This window comes from Pseudorhodobacter wandonensis (assembly GCF_001202035.1).
GTDB classification, from domain to species: domain Bacteria; phylum Pseudomonadota; class Alphaproteobacteria; order Rhodobacterales; family Rhodobacteraceae; genus Pseudorhodobacter; species Pseudorhodobacter wandonensis.
Genome location: NZ_LGHT01000044.1, coordinates 309,037 through 324,572 on the forward strand (window position 1 = coordinate 309,037; position 15,536 = coordinate 324,572).

The following is a 15,536-nucleotide window of genomic DNA, read 5'->3' on the forward strand; positions in this document are numbered from 1 at the left end:
ACACCTTTTTTGCCGGGATCATGCGCAGCGGTACAGGGTTGGTCAACGCGGCAAAAGTGCAGGCGACGCCAGGTCATAGGCTTTGCGCATCAAAGTTGGCAGATTATCAGGGTTAACGGGCTGAAACATACCGTGATCTGGTTGGGCCGAAGTGGTGCCGGCCAACACGCGCAGCACCGCGTGAAAATGCGTGAAAGTGTGTTTGATTTCGCCACACTCTTGCCAATTGGCGATGACGGGCGCGGCGGTGTGATGGGATTTGCTATCCCAACCATTGCCGGGGAAACCGATGGTGCCACCCAGCAGGCCCTTGGCGGGGCGCTGTTCAACCAGCCAGTCGCCATTGGGGTGGCGCGCCAGCCAAAGCGTGCCTTGGCGTGTCGGCTTTTCGGGTTTCGGGGTTTTGAAGGGCAGGGCGGTTTGCGTGCCTTGGGCCTGTGCTGCGCAAAAGGGGCGCAATGGGCAGATGCCACAGGCAGGGTTGCGCGGGGTGCAGATGGTTGCGCCAAGATCCATCACCGCCTGCGCATAGTCGCCGGGGCGTGATTGCGGGGTAAGCGTGGCGGCAAGGGCGGTAAGTTCGGGCTTGGCTGCGGGCAGCGGGGTGTGGATGTTGAAAAGGCGCGCCATGACGCGTTCGACATTTCCATCGACCACGGTGGCAGGCTGGTTAAACGCGATCGAGGCCACGGCGGCGGCGGTATAGGGGCCGATGCCCGGAAGGGTCAGCAGCTGTTCGCAGCTGTCGGGAAAACCGCCAAGGTTGTGCACGGCGCGGGCGCATTTCAGCAAATTACGGGCGCGGGCATAGTAACCAAGCCCCGCCCATTCGGCAATGACATCGGCATCCTTGGCCATTGCAAGGGCGCTGACAGTTGGCCAGCGCGTGGTGAAGCGGTTAAAATAGTCGCGCACGGTGGCTACTGTAGTTTGTTGTAGCATCACCTCGGACAACCAGATGCGGTAGGGATCGGGGCGTTGGGCGCTGTTTGGCGGGCTGCGCCACGGCATTTGCCGCGCGTTGGCATCGTACCAATGCAGCAGGGCTGCGGCCTCTTGTTGCATTTTGACTGCCTTTTTATGGTGTTTATTGCTGGTACGCGGGGCCATCTGCGCTAAGATAAGGGCAAGCGAGGAAATGACCAGATGCAGCAGCCCAGTGGCGGCAAATTTCAAGGCAGGGACCGCAGGTCGCGGGGGTTTCAGGCGGCCTCGGGGCTGTTGAAAGAGCGTATTCGTGCGGCAGGCGAGGCGCGGGGATTCGCGGTGACGCGGCTGCTGACAGCCTGGGCCGAGATTGTGGGCGAGGATCTGGCGGCGGTGACGCGGCCGGTCAAGGTGGGCTATGCCAAAGGCGGGATGGGGGCGACGCTGACGCTGCTGACCACCTCGGCCAACGGGCCGATGTTGCAGATGCAGCTGCCGGCGATCAAGGAAAAGGTGAACGCCTGTTACGGCTATGCCGCGATTTCGCGGATCATGGTGACGCAAACCGCACCGAGCGGCTTTGCCGAGGGGCAAGCCGAATTTGGCCATGCACCCAAGAAAGCAGCGCCGCCGGACCCCGCGATCAAGGCCGAAGCGCATCGGTCGGCAGAGGGTGTTCACGACAATGCGTTGAGAGAGGCACTTGAAAGTTTGACGGAAAACTTCTTATCTCGGGCGAAATCAAAGAAAGGCAGACAATGAACCGTAGAGAATTTTCCATCGCCCTTGCCGCCGGAATGGCTGTTGCTGCGGTCCCTGTTTGGGCCCAAGATGCTGCGGCGCCCGTACTGCCTGAAGTGCCGGATATGGTGCTGGGCAACCCCGAGTCAAAGGTCGTGCTGACGGAATATGCCTCTTATACCTGCCCGCATTGCGCGAATTTCCATTCCGAAGTGTTCAAGGATTTGAAGCGCGATTATATTGACACCGGCAAGATCAAGTTCGTTTATCGCGAGGTGTTCTTTGATCGTTATGGGCTTTGGGCGGCGATGATTGCGCGTTGCGGCGGCGATCTGCGCTATTTCGGGATCCAGGATATGATCTATTCCACGCAAAAGGAATGGGCCGCATCGCAAGACCCGGCCGCGATTATCGAAAACCTGCGCCGCCTGGGCCGGACCGCAGGTTTGGAAGATGCGGCGATGGACGTGTGCCTGAACGATGCAGCGATGGCGCAGGCGATGGTGGAAAAATTCCAGAAAGACACCGAGGCCGATGGCATCAATTCGACTCCGTCCTTCATTCTGAACGGGGTGAAGCACAGCAATATGAACTATGCCGATCTGAAGGCGTTGCTTGACGCTGAATTGGCAAAGTAAACTATGGATGCCCCGCTCAAAGGTCTGAAGGTCATCGAACTGGCGCGGATTCTGGCTGGCCCATGGGCGGGCCAGACGCTGGCCGATTTGGGCGCGGATGTCATAAAGGTAGAGGCCCCGGAAGGCGATGATACGCGCCGCTGGGGCCCGCCCTTTGTGGATCATGAGGGCGAACGTTCGGCCGCCTATTTCCACGCGACCAACCGTGGCAAAAAATCGGTGACGGTTGATTTTCGTACACCTGCAGGCCAGGACACCGTGCGCCGCCTGATTGCCGACGCCGATGTAGTGATTGAAAATTTCAAGGTCGGCGGTCTTGCGAAATACGGGCTCGATTACGCCAGTCTTGCCGATGTGAACCCGCGGCTGATTTATTGCTCGATCACAGGGTTCGGCCAAACCGGCCCTTATGCACATCGCGCGGGTTATGATTTCATCATCCAGGGCATGTCTGGCCTGATGTCCGTCACTGGCGAGCCTGATGGCCAGCCGCAAAAGGTTGGCGTTGCGGTTACCGATGTTTTCACCGGCATCTATGCAGCGACCGCGATTCTGGCGGCAGTGCATCAACGGGCAACTTCGGGCGCGGGCCAGCATATCGATATGGCTTTGCTGGATGTCGCCACCTCGATCATGGCGAACCAGGCGATGAACTACCTGACCACCGGCACGGCACCGCAAAAAATGGGCAATGCCCACCCCAATCTTGCCCCCTATGCCGTGTTCGATTGCGCCGATGGCTGGATCATCATCGCCACCGGCAATGACGGCCAATACCGCCGCCTGTGCGAACTGTTGGGCATGCCCGCCCTTGGCACGGCGCCCGAATTTGCCACCAACGCCGACCGTATCGCCAACCGCGTGGCGCTGACCGATGCGCTGACCCGCGCTACCAAACAGCGCAGCAAGGCCGATCTGCTGGCCGCTTGCGAATCCGCAGGCGTTCCCGCAGGCCCGATCAATGATCTGGCCGAGGTGTTCGCCGATCCGCAGGTCATCGCGCGCGGCCTGAAAATTGAGCCTGAGGGGCTAACAGGCGTCCGCTCGCCGATGACCTTTTCAGCCGCCGATCTGGCGCTGGACCGCGCTGCCCCCAAACTCGGTCAACACCAGGACGAGATTCTGGGGAAACTCTGATCCTATCATCTATCTCCAAATATCCTCGCCGAAGGCTCCGGCCTTTGAGCACACGCGGCCCTGACAGGATTGTGCGCGATTGTAACACTGTCGGGGGCTGACAAACGGGGCGGCGCTGGGCTAGGCCATAAAGATACCTGCAAAAGGCAAAGCCCGATGATTGATGCTGCCCTCCTTCCCCCTTTGCGCGCTGTGCTGACAGCGCCTGCACGGGCATTGGTGGCGCGGGGCATAGTTGCCGATCAGGTTACGCTTGCGGGTTTCGGGATTGGCCTTTTGGCGCTGCCTGCGTTGTGGATGGGGTGGTACGAATTTGCGCTTGCCCTTATTCTGGTCAACCGTTTGGCGGATGGTCTGGATGGCATCATGGCGCGGCAGGTGGGGGCCACCGATCGCGGGGCTTTCCTCGACATCGCGCTAGATTTCTTTTTCTATGCCACGGTGCCTTTGGGTTTTGCTTTGGCGGCACCCGAAAACGCCTTGGCCGCGGCGGTGTTGATTTGCGCTTTTGTCGGCACGGGGTCCAGCTTTCTGGCCTTTGCGGTGATCGCGGCCAAGCGCGGCATGCGGGCCGAGGCCTTTCCTGCCAAAGGTATTTTCTATTTGGGCGGGCTGACCGAAGGGTTCGAAACCATCGTCGTTTTCACCCTGATGTGTCTGTTTCCTGCGTGGTTTTTGCCGCTTGCGCTGGGCTTTGCTGCGGCTTGCGGCGTGACGGTGGTTTTGCGCTGGCTGCAAGGTTGGCGTGCTTTTTCGGATCTATGATGGAGGATAGATAATGCGTTCGCTATTGATTGCGGCCCTTGGGCTGGGCCTCGCCACACCGGCGCTGGCCGATTGGCAACAAACGCTTGAGGCCGCAAAGGGCCAGACGGTGTATTGGAACGCATGGGGCGGCGACGCGCGCACCAATGCCTTTATTGCTTGGGTCGGCACGCAGACCGAGGCGAAATACGGCGTCAAGGTTGAGCAGGTGAAGCTGACCGATACCGCGACCGCAGTGACGCAAGTGATTTCGGAAAAGGCGGCGGGCAAGGATAGCGGTGGTTCGGTTGATATGATCTGGATCAACGGCCCGAATTTTCTGGCGATGAAGGAACAAGGTTTGCTGCATGGGCCGTTCGCCGGTGATCTGCCGAATGCGAAATATGTCGATCTGGGGCCGGATGCGGCGGCGGCGGTAGATTTTACCGTACCGGTTGACGGCTACGAATCTGCGTGGCGTTTGGCGCGGTTTGTGTTCACCTATGACAGCGCGGTGGTCACCGACCTGCCGCGCGATATGGCCGGATTTCTGGATTATGCCCAGACCCATCCGGGGCGGGTGACGCATCCGGATGTCAGCAATTTTATGGGGGCCACGTTTCTGAAACAGGCTTTGGTGGAATTTGCGCCCGACAAGGCGGCGTTGCAGCAGCCTGTCACCGACGCGGCGTTTGACGCGGCGACCGCGCCTTTGTGGGCTTGGTATGATGCGATGCGCCCTTTCATGTGGCGCGAGGGCAAGACATTCCCCGAAAACGAATCCGTGCAGCAGCAGTTGCTGAACGACGGCGAGGTTGATTTTGGCGTGTCGTTCGACCCTGCTTCGGCAGCGGGTGCGATTGCCGAAGGGTTGTTGCCCGAAACCGCGCGGGTGTTTGTGCCGCGCGATGGGAGCATCGGGAATATCTCATTCGTGGCAATCCCTTACAATGCGGCCAACCGCGAAGGGGCCGAGGTTGTGGCAAATTTTTTGCTCGACCCCGCCACACAGGCGCATCAGCAGAATATCGAGGTATTGGGCAGTTTCTCGGTACTTGATCCGGCAAAGCTAAGTGCCGAGCAAGCGGCGGTGTTTGCCGCGCTGCCATCGTCACCTGCCTTGCCCAGTTTGCAGGATTTGGGGCCGACTGTTTTGGAACCCCATGCAAGCTGGATGACCAAATTGGTGGCCGTCTGGGGTGAGCGTTATACGAAATGAAGGGTGACGGCCGCGCGCTAAGGGCTGTCGTGGCCGTTGTTTTATTGGGCGGTGTGGTGCTGCCGATTGTGGCGGGTTTTGCGCAAACCGCGCGGGCGGCCTTTGGGGTTTTGCCCGCGATTGGTGCGGTTGAATGGTCATTCGCGCCGTGGATGCAGTTGATGCATTTGCCGGGCTTTGGCACCAGTTTGCGGCTGAGTTTGGTGACGGGAGTGGGCTCTACCGTGTTGGCGCTGGCGCTGGCGTTCGGGTTTTGTGCGTTGATGCATGGGCGTGTGCAGCCCGCCGCGATGGGGCGGTTGCTGACGCCGTTTCTGGCGGCACCGCATGCCGCGCTTGCAATCGGGCTTGCGTTTATGCTGGCGCCTTCGGGGTGGATTGCGCGGATGGTTTCGCCTGTGCTGACAGGCTGGGTGCGGCCGCCCGATCTGGCGACGGTGAATGACGGTTGGGGCGTGGCGTTGATCGTCGGCTTGCTGATCAAAGAGGTGCCGTTCTTGCTGCTGGTGATTGGGTCGGCGCTGGGGCAGTTGCCGGTGCGCCAGCATTTGGCGGCGGGGCGCGCGCTGGGTTACGGGCGCGGGGTTGTTTGGGTCAAGGTGATCATGCCGCAGGTGTATCCGATGATACGTTTGCCGGTTTTCATTGTGCTGGCCTTTGCTTTGTCGGTGGTGGATATGGCGATTATCCTTGGGCCATCGAACCCGCCGACGTTGGCCGTGGCGATTGTGCGCTGGTTTTCGGCGCCGGATATTGCGTTGATCTTGCCCGCTTCGGCGGCGGCATTGCTGCAAGCGGGGATCGTGGCGGCGGCGGTCGGGGCGTGGATTATGGCCGAGCGATTGGTTAAACGCTGGGGCCGCTGGTGGTTGCGGCGCGGCGGGCGCGGGCATCGCGCGGGGCCGGGGCTGTGGGCTGCAAGCGTTGTGGTGGCGGGGTTGATGCTGCTGGGGGGGCTGGCGCTGATCTCGTTACTGGTGTGGTCGTTTGCGTGGCGCTGGTCGTTTCCGCAGGCTTTGCCGCAAAGCTGGTCGTTGAAGGGCTGGATGAGCCCGGGCGTCGGTTGGGGGCGGGCGTTGCAGGCAAGTTTGGGTATCGGGGTTGCGACAACCGTTGCCTCTTTGCTGTTGGCGGTGGCCTGGCTTGAGGGTGAGGACCGTGCGCGTAGAACGCGTGCAGGCTGGGCGCAGGCGTTGATTTACCTGCCGCTTTTGGTGCCGCAGATCGGGTTTTTGTACGGGTTGAACGTGCTGTTCTTGCGCATCGGCATAAGCGGCGGAATGCTGGCGGTGATCTGGGCGCAGATGCTGTTTGTGTTTCCCTATGTGATGATCGCCTTGTCGGACCCGTGGCGCGCGATGGATTGCCAGCATGTGCGGGCAGCGGCGGCATTGGGGGCGGGGCCGTGGCGGCGGCTGTTTTCGGTAAAGCTGCCAATGCTGGTACGGCCGTTGATGGTTGCGGCGGCGATAGGATTTTCGGTGTCTGTGGCGCAGTATCTGCCAACCTTGTTCATGGGCGCGGGGCGGATAGCGACGCTGACAACCGAGGCGGTGACGCTGGCGTCGGGGTCAGACCGGCGTGTGGTTGGCGTTTATGCGGTATTGCAGGCAGGGTTGCCGTTTCTGGCCTATGGCGCGGCGCTGTTGGTGCCGGCCCTTGTGTACAGAAACCGGCGTGGATTGTTGGGAGCGGCAGAATGAGCCTTGAGCTGAAAGATGTATCGGTCGGGCCAAAAGGTGGTAAGCCGTTGTTTGCGCCCATTTCCTTGCAAGTGGCAGCGGGCGAGGTTGGCACGCTGATGGGGCCTTCGGGTATCGGGAAATCGACGCTGCTGGATGCGATTGGCGGGCATTTGGCGCATGGGTTTGTTGTGTCGGGTGCGGTGCGGCTGAATGGGCGCGATGTGTTGGCCCAGCCTGCCGAGGCGCGGCGCATCGGGGTTTTGTTTCAGGATGCGCTGCTGTTTCCGCATTTGTCGGTGGGTGACAATCTGGCCTTTGGGTTGGCGCGGTCGGTCCGTGGTGCGGCGCGGATGCAGGCGGTCGATGAGGCGTTGGAGCAAGCGGGTTTGGCGGGGTTTGCGGGCCGTGACCCTGCGACCTTGTCGGGCGGGCAGCGGGCGCGGGCGGCGTTGATGCGCGCATTGTTGGCCGAGCCGGAGGCGCTGTTGCTGGATGAGCCGTTTTCGCGGCTGGATGCCGAATTGCGGGCGGACATCCGCAGCTTTGTGTTTGCGCATTTACGCAGCCGTGGCATTCCGGGGCTAATGGTGACGCATGATGCGTCGGATGCCGAGGCGGCGGGTGGCACGGTGGTGCAGCTTTAACTTGATTTGCAGAGCGACGCAGCTAGGCTGGGAACTATGAGTGCAGAGCCGCCAATTCCATTCCACCCGCATATCACCGAGCAGGTTAGCTTTGACCGGCGCGAGCTGGGGGTCATTTTATCGCTGTATGGCCGGATGGTCGCCTGTGGAGAATGGCGTGATTACGGGATTTCGGCGCTGCGCGAGTTTGCGGTTTTCTCGGTGTTTCGCCGGACTGCGGAAACGCCTTTGTACCGGATTGAAAAGCGGCCCAAGCTGCGCAACCGCCAAGGCATGTATTCGGTTGTGGGGATGGACGGGCAGGTGCTGCGGCGCGGGCATGATTTGGCGATGGTGCTGCGGGTGCTGGAACGCAAGCTGATCCATCCGATTGACTGAATCACCAGCGTTTTAGCGCGGCCTCATCCACATCGCGGGCAGCGACCCAACTGGCGCCGGATTTGGCGATTTCTTTTTTCCAGAACGGCGCGCGGGATTTCAGGTAATCCATCAGATACTCGGCCGCGGCAAAAGCATCGGCGCGGTGGCGTGATGCGGTGGCGACCATCATGATCGGGTCTTGGGGGGCAAGGCGGCCATAGCGGTGGATGATAAGGCAATCATCAAGCTGCCAGCGTTGCATCGCGGTTTCGGCAATATCGGTCAGGGCGCGTTCGGTCATACCGGGGTAATGTTCGATTTCCATCACCTGCAGGTCGCCCTGCGCATTGTCGCGGGTGATGCCGGTAAAGGTGACGATTGCGCCGGCACCTTTTGCGGATGTGGCGAAAGCGTTGGATTCTGCGCCCATATCAAACGGTTCGGATTGTATGGTGATGCGCATCGGGTCAGCCCCCGGTCATCGGCGGGAAAATCGCGACCTCGCGGATGCCTGCAAGCGGGCTGTCAAACTCGGCCAGTTCCTGATCCAGTGCCACGCGCAGCGACGACAGGTCGGCAAAGGCCATGGCGTAGCGGTCTTCGCGGGCGGAAAGTTCGGTGATAAGGTCGGCGACGGTGGCGGCGCTGGTTTCTACCTGTTCACGCGGCAAACCAATGCGTTCGCGGACCCATGCAAAATAGACAACGTCGATCATGTGTCGTCCTTTAGATAGGGCAGCGCCTTGCGGAAATAATCCCAGCCGGTGATGGCGGTTAGCAAAGCGGCGATCCAGATCAGCACCATGCCGGTATGGGTGGCCATTGCAGCAGGCGAGAGAATTGCTTTCAGTTCACCCTCGCCGGCGCGGGGGGGGCGGCCATCTTCGATAAAGGCGAGGCCGGTGCCGAGGAACAGCACGGCAATTGCGACCATCTGCGCCGTGGTTTTCCATTTGGCAAGTTTGGTGACCTTGAGCAGGCTGGCCTTGTCGCCCAGAAATTCGCGCAGGCCGGAAACGAAAACCTCGCGGAACAGGATCACGGCGGCGGGTAGAATCAGCCATGGGTTCATGCCGGAATAGCCGGTGATGACCATGATTGCGATGACGACCATCGCCTTATCGGCAATCGGGTCAAGCATGGTGCCGAATTTGCTTTCCTGTTTCCAGAGCCGCGCGAGGTAGCCATCAAAGAAATCGGTGATTGCGGCGGTTATGAACAGCCCGAGCGCAAACCAATCGGCCCAAGGGCGGTGGAAATAGAGAAACATGACCGCAACGCCGGGTGCAGCGAGCAGACGCAGGACAGTCAGGGTATTTGGCAACGTCCACTTCATGCAATGATTGGTAGACTAGGCGGCGCGCGGGGGGAAGGGGCATTTCGGCGTAAGTGGCCGGATTGCGCGACCTCTGTGCAAAGTGTGGTGTGCTGCAGTTTGGTAGGGTTGACGGAAATCAAGGACATTTCTGGCGCTGCCTTTAGAATGGGTCAGTGACGCAGACGTCATTTATTCAAAAAGGAGATGCCGATGGGCAAGAACCCTGTCTGGGTAAGTGTTATTGCGGTAGTTGCCGCATTGTTTGGTTTGGCGACGGTTTATTCGGGCGGCATGGCGCTGTTTGGCGGCGAGCAGGCCGCAGCAGCCGTCGGAAATGCTGTTCCGATTGTGTTGTGGTTCAATTTTTGCGCGGGTTTTTTCTATATTCTGGCGGCGGTTGGGGTGTTTTTGCATAAACCTTGGGCCGTGCCGTTGGCATGGGTGATTGGCATTGCGACCCTGACCGTATTTGTGGTTTTCGGTGCTTTGGTGCTGTTTGGCACTGCGTTTGAATGGCGGACAGTTGGCGCAATGGTGCTTCGGTCAGGTTTTTGGTTGGGCATCGCCTTTGCGCTGTCACAAGGGCGAAGAGTGTTACGTTAAGGGTTGGTAACAGCCTGTGGGACAGGCGCCCAGATCACGTGGTCGATACTGGGCGCGGCGGTTGCCAGCATGACAAGCCTGTCAAAGCCCATCGCGATACCCGAGGCATCGGGCATATGCGGCAGGGCGGTCAGGAAATCTTCGTCCAGCGGGTAGCGGTGGCCGTAGACGCGCTGTTTTTCGTCCATTTCCGCCGTGAAACGTTTGCGCTGTTCGGTGGGGTTGGTCAGCTCGCCAAAACCGTTGGCGAGCTCGACCCCGCAGGCATAAACCTCAAACCGCTCGGCGCAGCGTGGGTCATCGGGGGTGGGGCGGGCAAGCGCGGCCTCGGGCACCGGATAGCGATCAAGCATAGTAATGCGGCCATGGCCGAGATGGGGTTCGACACGCTCGGACAGGATGCGCGATAGCATGTCGGACCAGGTATCATCGGGGGCGTGGCGCAGGTTTTGTGCGGTCATCTGGGCGGCCAAAGCAGGCGCATCGGTGGTGCCATCGGGGTGGATGGTGGACAGCAAGTCGATGCCTGCGTGTTCGGCAAAGGCATCAGCGACCGAGAGGCGCTGATAGGGCAAGTTCGGGTCGCATTCATGCGATTTATAGCGCAGTTTCGTGCTGCCTGCGGCGCGGGTGGCCAGTTGCAGGAAGGTGGCGCAATCATCCATCAACACACTGTAATCCTGACCCACGCGGTACCATTCGAGCATCGTAAATTCGGGGGAATGCAAGGCGCCGCGTTCGCGGTTGCGCCAGACATGGGCAAAGGCGTGGATGCGTTTTTCACCCGCTGCCAGCAGCTTTTTCATCGCAAATTCGGGCGAGGTATGCAGATACATCTGCTGCGGCGTGCCGTCATTACCGATGGCGGTGGTTTGAAACGCATGGAGATGCGCCTCGTTTCCCGGGCTGATGGCGAGGGCGCTTGGGTCTACCTCGATGAAATCCTGTTCGGCCAGCCAGCTGCGTAGCGCAGACTGAATGCGATTGCGGGCCAGCAGGGCGGGGCGGCGGCCCTCATGTGCGGCGGGGTGCCACCAGTTTGCAGGAATTGCCATGTTTTGCGCCTTTCATCTGGAGATTTCGGCCAAGATAGGCTATTGCCTAGCGCCAACGGCCCGCGCATTAGGTGACGGGCGACTTAAGTACAAGGAAATTCGTGTGAAAGTCATCGCTTCCTCGCTGCGCAAGGGCAATGTCGTTGAAATGAACGACAAGCTGTATGTTGTTTTGACCGCTGAAAACTTCCACCCCGGCAAAGGCACGCCGACCACTTCGGTGAACATGCGTGGCATTTCGGACGGTGTGAAGGTGACCGAGCGTTGGCGCACGACAGAACAGGTTGAGCGCGCGCATGTGGACGAGCGCAAGTATAATTTCCTCTATGCGGACGGCGAGGGTTTCCACTTTATGGAGCCGGAAAGCTATGACCAGATTGCCGTGGGCGAGGATGTGATCGGTGATACGGCTGTGTTTTTGAAAGACGGGCTGGAAGTGTTTTTGAAAACCTTTAACGGCGTCTGCATCGCGATCGAATTGCCGCAAAAGCTGGTGGTAGAGGTGACGGAGACCGAGCCAGTGGTAAAGGGACAGACGGCGTCTTCTTCGTACAAGCCTGCGCTGTGCGATGAGAAAGTGCGCGTGATGGTGCCGCCGCATATCGGGGTTGGCACGCGGATCGTGATTAACACCGAAGACAATTCCTATGTAGAACGCGCCAAGGACTAAGTTTTCTGCTAGCGTTTTAGAAGGCCCCGCGTATTTTGGCGGGGCTTTTTGTTTTTCTGGGGGGTGCGGTATGAAGATTCTGGTGGAAACGACTGTCAATGCGCCGATTAATCGGGTTTGGGAATGTTGGACGACGCCTGCGGATATTATGCAATGGAACGCGGCTTCGGATGATTGGCACACCACGGCGGCGGCGGTTGATCTGCGGGTGGGCGGGCAGTTTACATCGCGGATGGAGGCGAAGGATGGCAGCATGGGGTTTGATTTCGCGGGTGAATACACGCGGATTGAGGCGCCCAAGCTGATTGAGGCGGTTTTTGGTGGCCGTGCCTTGCGGGTGGAATTTGTGCCAGTCGCGGGTGGTGTGCGCGTGACCGAAGAGTTCGACGCCGAAGACACGCATCCGCTTGAGATGCAAAAAGCCGGTTGGCAGGCGATTTTAGACCGCTTTAAGCGGCATGTTGAAGGTTAGAGGCCCAAGCAGCGCCGGATAAAGGGCGTCAGAATGGCCGCGTAATCGGCAGGCCGTTCGGCGCAGGGCAGGTGGCCCGCGCCTTTGATTTCAATGTATTGTGCATTGGGGATCAGGTTTGCCGTGGCCTGCACCAATTCGGGGGGTGTGGCACCGTCATGTTCGCCTGCGATCATCAGGGTTGGCACCGATATTTGCGGCGCGCTGGCGGTGTAATCAGCGCGGGAAATCGCTTTGCTGGTGGCGATGTATCCACGCGCGGGTGTGCGTTCGAGCATGTTGCGCCATTGGGCAAGCTGCGGATTTTGTTGGAAACTTGGCGCGAACCAGCGTTGCATTGTGCTGTCGGTGATAGCCGCCATGCCGTGCTGGGTGATCGTGTCGATGCGGGTTTGCCACATCTGGTCATTGCCGATCTTGGCAGCGGTATTGGACAGGACAAGGCCGTTTATCAGGTTGGGGTGGCGGGCCGCGACGGCTTGGCCGATCAACCCGCCGACCGAAAGGCCAATGAACAGAACCGGCGTTTGGCTATGCGCGGTGATGAAAGCGGCGGCATCATCGGCAAGGTCGTCGAGGCTGTAACCATCGGCAAAGTCAGACAGTCCGTGGCCCGGTTTGTCATAGCGCAGGGTGCGAATGCCCGCAGGCAGCAGCGGCAAGACATCATCCCACAGGCGGTAATCTGTGCCGAGCGAGTTGGAAAACACCACGGTCGGGCCATTGGCTGGCCCGTCGATACGGGTATGCATTTGGCCCCAAGGGCGGGTGAGTACCTGCATGGTCGCCTCCTATAGCGAGGGCCGCAGAATACTGCGGCCCCGTTCAGGTTTAGAAATCCAGATGTTCGACGCTAAGGGCGTTTTGCTGGATGAATTCGCGGCGCGGCTCCACCACATCGCCCATCAGCTTGGTAAAGATGTCATCGGCATCGGCCAAGTCATCGACTTTTACCTGCAGCAGGGTGCGGGCCTCGGGGTCGAGCGTGGTTTCCCATAGCTGTTCGGGGTTCATTTCGCCCAAACCCTTGTAGCGTTGCAGCGACAGGCCTTTTTCACCCTCGGCCAGAATGGCCTTTAGCAGGTCAATCGGGCCGTTGATGGTGGTGTTGCGGTCTTTGCGCACCAGATGCCCTTCGTTGCCGGCATAGACTTCGCGGTGCGGGGCGGACACCTGACTAAGGCGCCGCGCCTCGCCCGAGCGCAGAACTGCGCCATCAAGGGTGCGGATTTCTTCGACCCCGCGCAGTACGCGGGCAAGGCGGATGCCGTGATCTTGGGTGATGCGGCCGGTCCAACCGCGTTCGTATTCTGTGGCCACAGCGTCAAGACGTTGGGCGACTTTGTCGGCTACGGCCTGAAGGTCGGCATCGGCCTGACCTGCATCAAACGCGCCGGCAAGGGCGGCTTGTTCAAGGATGTTGCGCGGGTAATGCGTTGGAAAGGCATCCAGAATCCGGCGGAACTGACGTGCGCCCTCAATGACGCGGACAAGATCTGACCCCGCAATTTCCTCGCCCGAGGACATGCGCAGAACGGCGCCATCGATGCCTTGTTCGATCAGATAGTCGTCCAGGGACGCCTGATCTTTCAGGTAAACCTCGGACTTGCCACGCGCCACTTTGTACAGCGGCGGCTGCGCGATGTAGAGATGCCCCGCCTCGATCAACTGCGGCATTTGCCGGAAGAAGAAGGTGAGCAACAGGGTGCGAATATGCGCGCCATCAACGTCTGCGTCGGTCATGATGACGATTTTGTGGTAGCGCAGCTTGGCGAGGTTAAATTCATCGCGGCCAATGCCGGTGCCCATTGCGGTGATCAGCGTGCCGATTTCCTGAGAGCCGAGCATCCGGTCAAACCGCGCGCGTTCAACGTTCAGGATTTTACCTTTCAACGGCAGAACGGCTTGGTTCTGGCGGCTGCGGCCTTGTTTGGCGGAACCACCAGCCGAGTCACCCTCGACGAGGAACAGTTCGGCCTTGGAGGCGTCTTTTTCCTGACAATCGGCCAGTTTGCCGGGCAGGTTGGAAATATCCAAAGGCGATTTGCGGCGGGTCAGATCGCGGGCCTTGCGGGCGGCTTCGCGGGCCAAAGCGGCCTCGATGATCTTGCCAACGATGATTTTCGCATTGGCGGGGTTTTCTTCAAACCACTCGGCCAGTTTTTCGTTGACCAAACCTTCAACGGCGGCGCGGACCTCGGAACTGACCAGCTTATCCTTGGTCTGGCTGGAAAATTTCGGGTCGGGCACTTTGACCGACAGCACGCAGGTCAGCCCCTCACGCGCGTCATCGCCCGTGAAATCAACCTTTTCCTTTTTGGCGATACCGGTCGATTGGGCGTAGTTGTTGATGGTGCGGGTCAGCGCACCGCGCAGGCCGGCAAGGTGGGTGCCACCGTCGCGCTGTGGGATGTTGTTGGTAAAGGGCAGCACGTTTTCATGGTAGCTGTCATTCCACCACATCGCGATTTCCACCACGATGCCCGATTTTTCGCCGATGATATAAATCGGGTCAGGCATGATCGAGGTTTTCGAGCGGTCGAGGTATTTTACATATTCACGCACGCCGCCTTCATAAAACAGCTCTGTATGCAGCGTTTCGGCGGGGCGCTCATCGATCACAATGATGCGCGCGCCCGAGTTCAGGAAGGCCAACTCGCGCAGGCGGTTTTCCAGCGTTTTAAAGCTGTAGTCGAGGTTGGAAAACGTGCCATCGGGGCGGTTGGTTTTGGCCGAGGCCATAAAGCGCACTTCGGTCCCGCGCTCGCCGGGGGCGGGGCCAACCTCGCGCACGTGTTCGACGCAATCGCCGTTTTCAAAGCGGGCGAAATATTCCTTGTCATTGCGCCAGACGCGCAGTTCCAGCCAATCGGACAGGGCGTTAACAACCGAAACACCAACGCCGTGCAAACCGCCCGAGACCTTATAGGCGTTGCCATCATCATCGGTGTTGTTGAATTTGCCGCCGGCGTGCAACTGGGTCATGATGACCTCGGCCGCGGAAACACCCTCTTCCTTGTGCATATCGACCGGAATGCCGCGCCCGTTATCGCGCACCGAAACCGAGCTGTCGGCGTGGATTTTCACCGTAACAGCAGTGGCGTGGCCGGCCAGCGCCTCATCAATCCCGTTGTCGACCACCTCATAAACCATATGGTGCAGGCCCGAGCCGTCATCGGTATCACCGATATACATGCCGGGGCGTTTGCGAACAGCCTCTAAGCCTTTGAGAACTTTGATAGAATCGGCGCCATACTCGGCCGGCTTTTTCGCGTCATTGGTCATGCGGTCTTTCCTTGAATTCTGGCCCAATTTATAGGCTT

18 protein-coding genes are annotated in these 15,536 nt (G+C 59.7%); 11 read left to right on the top strand and 7 right to left on the bottom strand.

Annotated elements, in window-relative coordinates; translation table 11 throughout:
* Positions 1–42: 42 nt before the first annotated feature.
* Positions 43–1,065 carry an A/G-specific adenine glycosylase gene (gene mutY, locus AKU79_RS16420; protein WP_050524643.1) on the bottom strand — a complete coding sequence of 341 codons (1,023 nt, stop codon included), beginning with the start codon at positions 1,063–1,065 and terminating at the stop codon, positions 43–45.
* Between the two features lie 81 nt (positions 1,066–1,146).
* On the opposite strand from mutY, the gene AKU79_RS16425 reads away from it, so the two are divergent.
* The 8 genes from AKU79_RS16425 (at position 1,147) to AKU79_RS16460 (ending at position 8,113) form a co-directional block, all read left to right on the top strand.
* Positions 1,147–1,689: a DUF721 domain-containing protein gene (locus AKU79_RS16425; RefSeq protein ID WP_050524644.1), complete on the top strand. Its 543-nt coding sequence runs from the start codon at positions 1,147–1,149 to the stop codon at positions 1,687–1,689.
* Positions 1,686–2,306: a DsbA family protein gene (locus AKU79_RS16430; protein ID WP_050524645.1), complete on the top strand. Its 621-nt coding sequence runs from the start codon at positions 1,686–1,688 to the stop codon at positions 2,304–2,306. Before AKU79_RS16425 ends, AKU79_RS16430 begins: the two co-directional genes overlap by 4 nt.
* A gap of 3 nt (positions 2,307–2,309) precedes the next feature.
* Positions 2,310–3,443: a CaiB/BaiF CoA transferase family protein gene (locus AKU79_RS16435; RefSeq protein WP_050524646.1), complete on the top strand. Its 1,134-nt coding sequence runs from the start codon at positions 2,310–2,312 to the stop codon at positions 3,441–3,443.
* 156 nt (positions 3,444–3,599) lie between these two features.
* Positions 3,600–4,208, top strand: coding sequence for a CDP-alcohol phosphatidyltransferase family protein (locus AKU79_RS16440; protein WP_050524647.1), 609 nt, complete (start codon positions 3,600–3,602; stop codon positions 4,206–4,208).
* A 13-nt stretch (positions 4,209–4,221) separates the two neighbouring features.
* On the top strand, positions 4,222–5,406 hold the full coding sequence (locus AKU79_RS16445; protein ID WP_050524648.1) for an ABC transporter substrate-binding protein: 1,185 nt from the start codon (positions 4,222–4,224) through the stop codon (positions 5,404–5,406).
* A gap of 29 nt (positions 5,407–5,435) precedes the next feature.
* Positions 5,436–7,109, top strand: a complete 1,674-nt coding sequence (locus AKU79_RS16450) for an ABC transporter permease (protein ID WP_231580213.1) — start codon at positions 5,436–5,438, stop codon at positions 7,107–7,109.
* Positions 7,106–7,735, top strand: a complete 630-nt coding sequence (locus AKU79_RS16455) for an ATP-binding cassette domain-containing protein (protein ID WP_050524650.1) — start codon at positions 7,106–7,108, stop codon at positions 7,733–7,735. Before AKU79_RS16450 ends, AKU79_RS16455 begins: the two co-directional genes overlap by 4 nt.
* 36 nt (positions 7,736–7,771) lie before the next feature.
* Entirely contained in the window at positions 7,772–8,113 is a 342-nt protein-coding gene (locus tag AKU79_RS16460) for a DUF2794 domain-containing protein (RefSeq protein ID WP_050524651.1), read from the top strand.
* Between the two features lies 1 nt (position 8,114).
* Here the strand turns inward: AKU79_RS16460 and AKU79_RS16465 are convergent, their stop codons facing one another.
* The 3 genes from AKU79_RS16465 to pgsA are packed head-to-tail and all read right to left on the bottom strand — an operon-like array spanning position 8,115 to position 9,431.
* Positions 8,115–8,558, bottom strand: coding sequence for a molybdenum cofactor biosynthesis protein MoaE (locus tag AKU79_RS16465; protein WP_050524652.1), 444 nt, complete (start codon positions 8,556–8,558; stop codon positions 8,115–8,117).
* A gap of 4 nt (positions 8,559–8,562) precedes the next feature.
* Positions 8,563–8,811, bottom strand: a complete 249-nt coding sequence (gene moaD / locus AKU79_RS16470) for a molybdopterin converting factor subunit 1 (protein WP_156209836.1) — start codon at positions 8,809–8,811, stop codon at positions 8,563–8,565.
* Positions 8,808–9,431, bottom strand: coding sequence for a CDP-diacylglycerol--glycerol-3-phosphate 3-phosphatidyltransferase (gene pgsA, locus AKU79_RS16475; protein WP_050524653.1), 624 nt, complete (start codon positions 9,429–9,431; stop codon positions 8,808–8,810). Before pgsA ends, moaD begins: the two co-directional genes overlap by 4 nt.
* A 192-nt stretch (positions 9,432–9,623) precedes the next feature.
* Here pgsA and AKU79_RS16480 point away from each other — a divergent pair, with 192 nt between their 5' ends.
* Positions 9,624–10,016: a hypothetical protein gene (locus AKU79_RS16480; RefSeq protein ID WP_050524654.1), complete on the top strand. Its 393-nt coding sequence runs from the start codon at positions 9,624–9,626 to the stop codon at positions 10,014–10,016.
* Here AKU79_RS16480 and epmA read toward each other — a convergent pair.
* Positions 10,013–11,071 carry an EF-P lysine aminoacylase EpmA gene (gene epmA / locus AKU79_RS16485; RefSeq protein WP_050524655.1) on the bottom strand — a complete coding sequence of 353 codons (1,059 nt, stop codon included), beginning with the start codon at positions 11,069–11,071 and terminating at the stop codon, positions 10,013–10,015. The genes AKU79_RS16480 and epmA overlap by 4 nt on opposite strands.
* A 103-nt stretch (positions 11,072–11,174) precedes the next feature.
* Between epmA and efp the strand changes: the two genes are divergently transcribed.
* Together efp and AKU79_RS16495 are read left to right on the top strand one after the other, a co-directional pair.
* On the top strand, positions 11,175–11,741 hold the full coding sequence (gene efp / locus AKU79_RS16490) for an elongation factor P (protein ID WP_050524865.1): 567 nt from the start codon (positions 11,175–11,177) through the stop codon (positions 11,739–11,741).
* Positions 11,742–11,811: 70 nt separating this feature from the next.
* Positions 11,812–12,213 (top strand): SRPBCC family protein, encoded by a 402-nt coding sequence (locus AKU79_RS16495; RefSeq protein ID WP_050524656.1) that lies wholly within the window; start codon positions 11,812–11,814, stop codon positions 12,211–12,213.
* Here AKU79_RS16495 and pcaD read toward each other — a convergent pair.
* Together pcaD and gyrB are read right to left on the bottom strand one after the other, a co-directional pair.
* Positions 12,210–12,995: a 3-oxoadipate enol-lactonase gene (pcaD, locus tag AKU79_RS16500; protein ID WP_050524657.1), complete on the bottom strand. Its 786-nt coding sequence runs from the start codon at positions 12,993–12,995 to the stop codon at positions 12,210–12,212. The two genes, AKU79_RS16495 and pcaD, sit on opposite strands and share 4 nt — an antisense overlap.
* 49 nt (positions 12,996–13,044) lie before the next feature.
* A complete protein-coding gene (gyrB, locus tag AKU79_RS16505; RefSeq protein WP_050524658.1) occupies positions 13,045–15,498 on the bottom strand; it encodes a DNA topoisomerase (ATP-hydrolyzing) subunit B in 2,454 nt (817 codons plus the stop codon).
* Positions 15,499–15,536 lie beyond the last annotated feature (38 nt).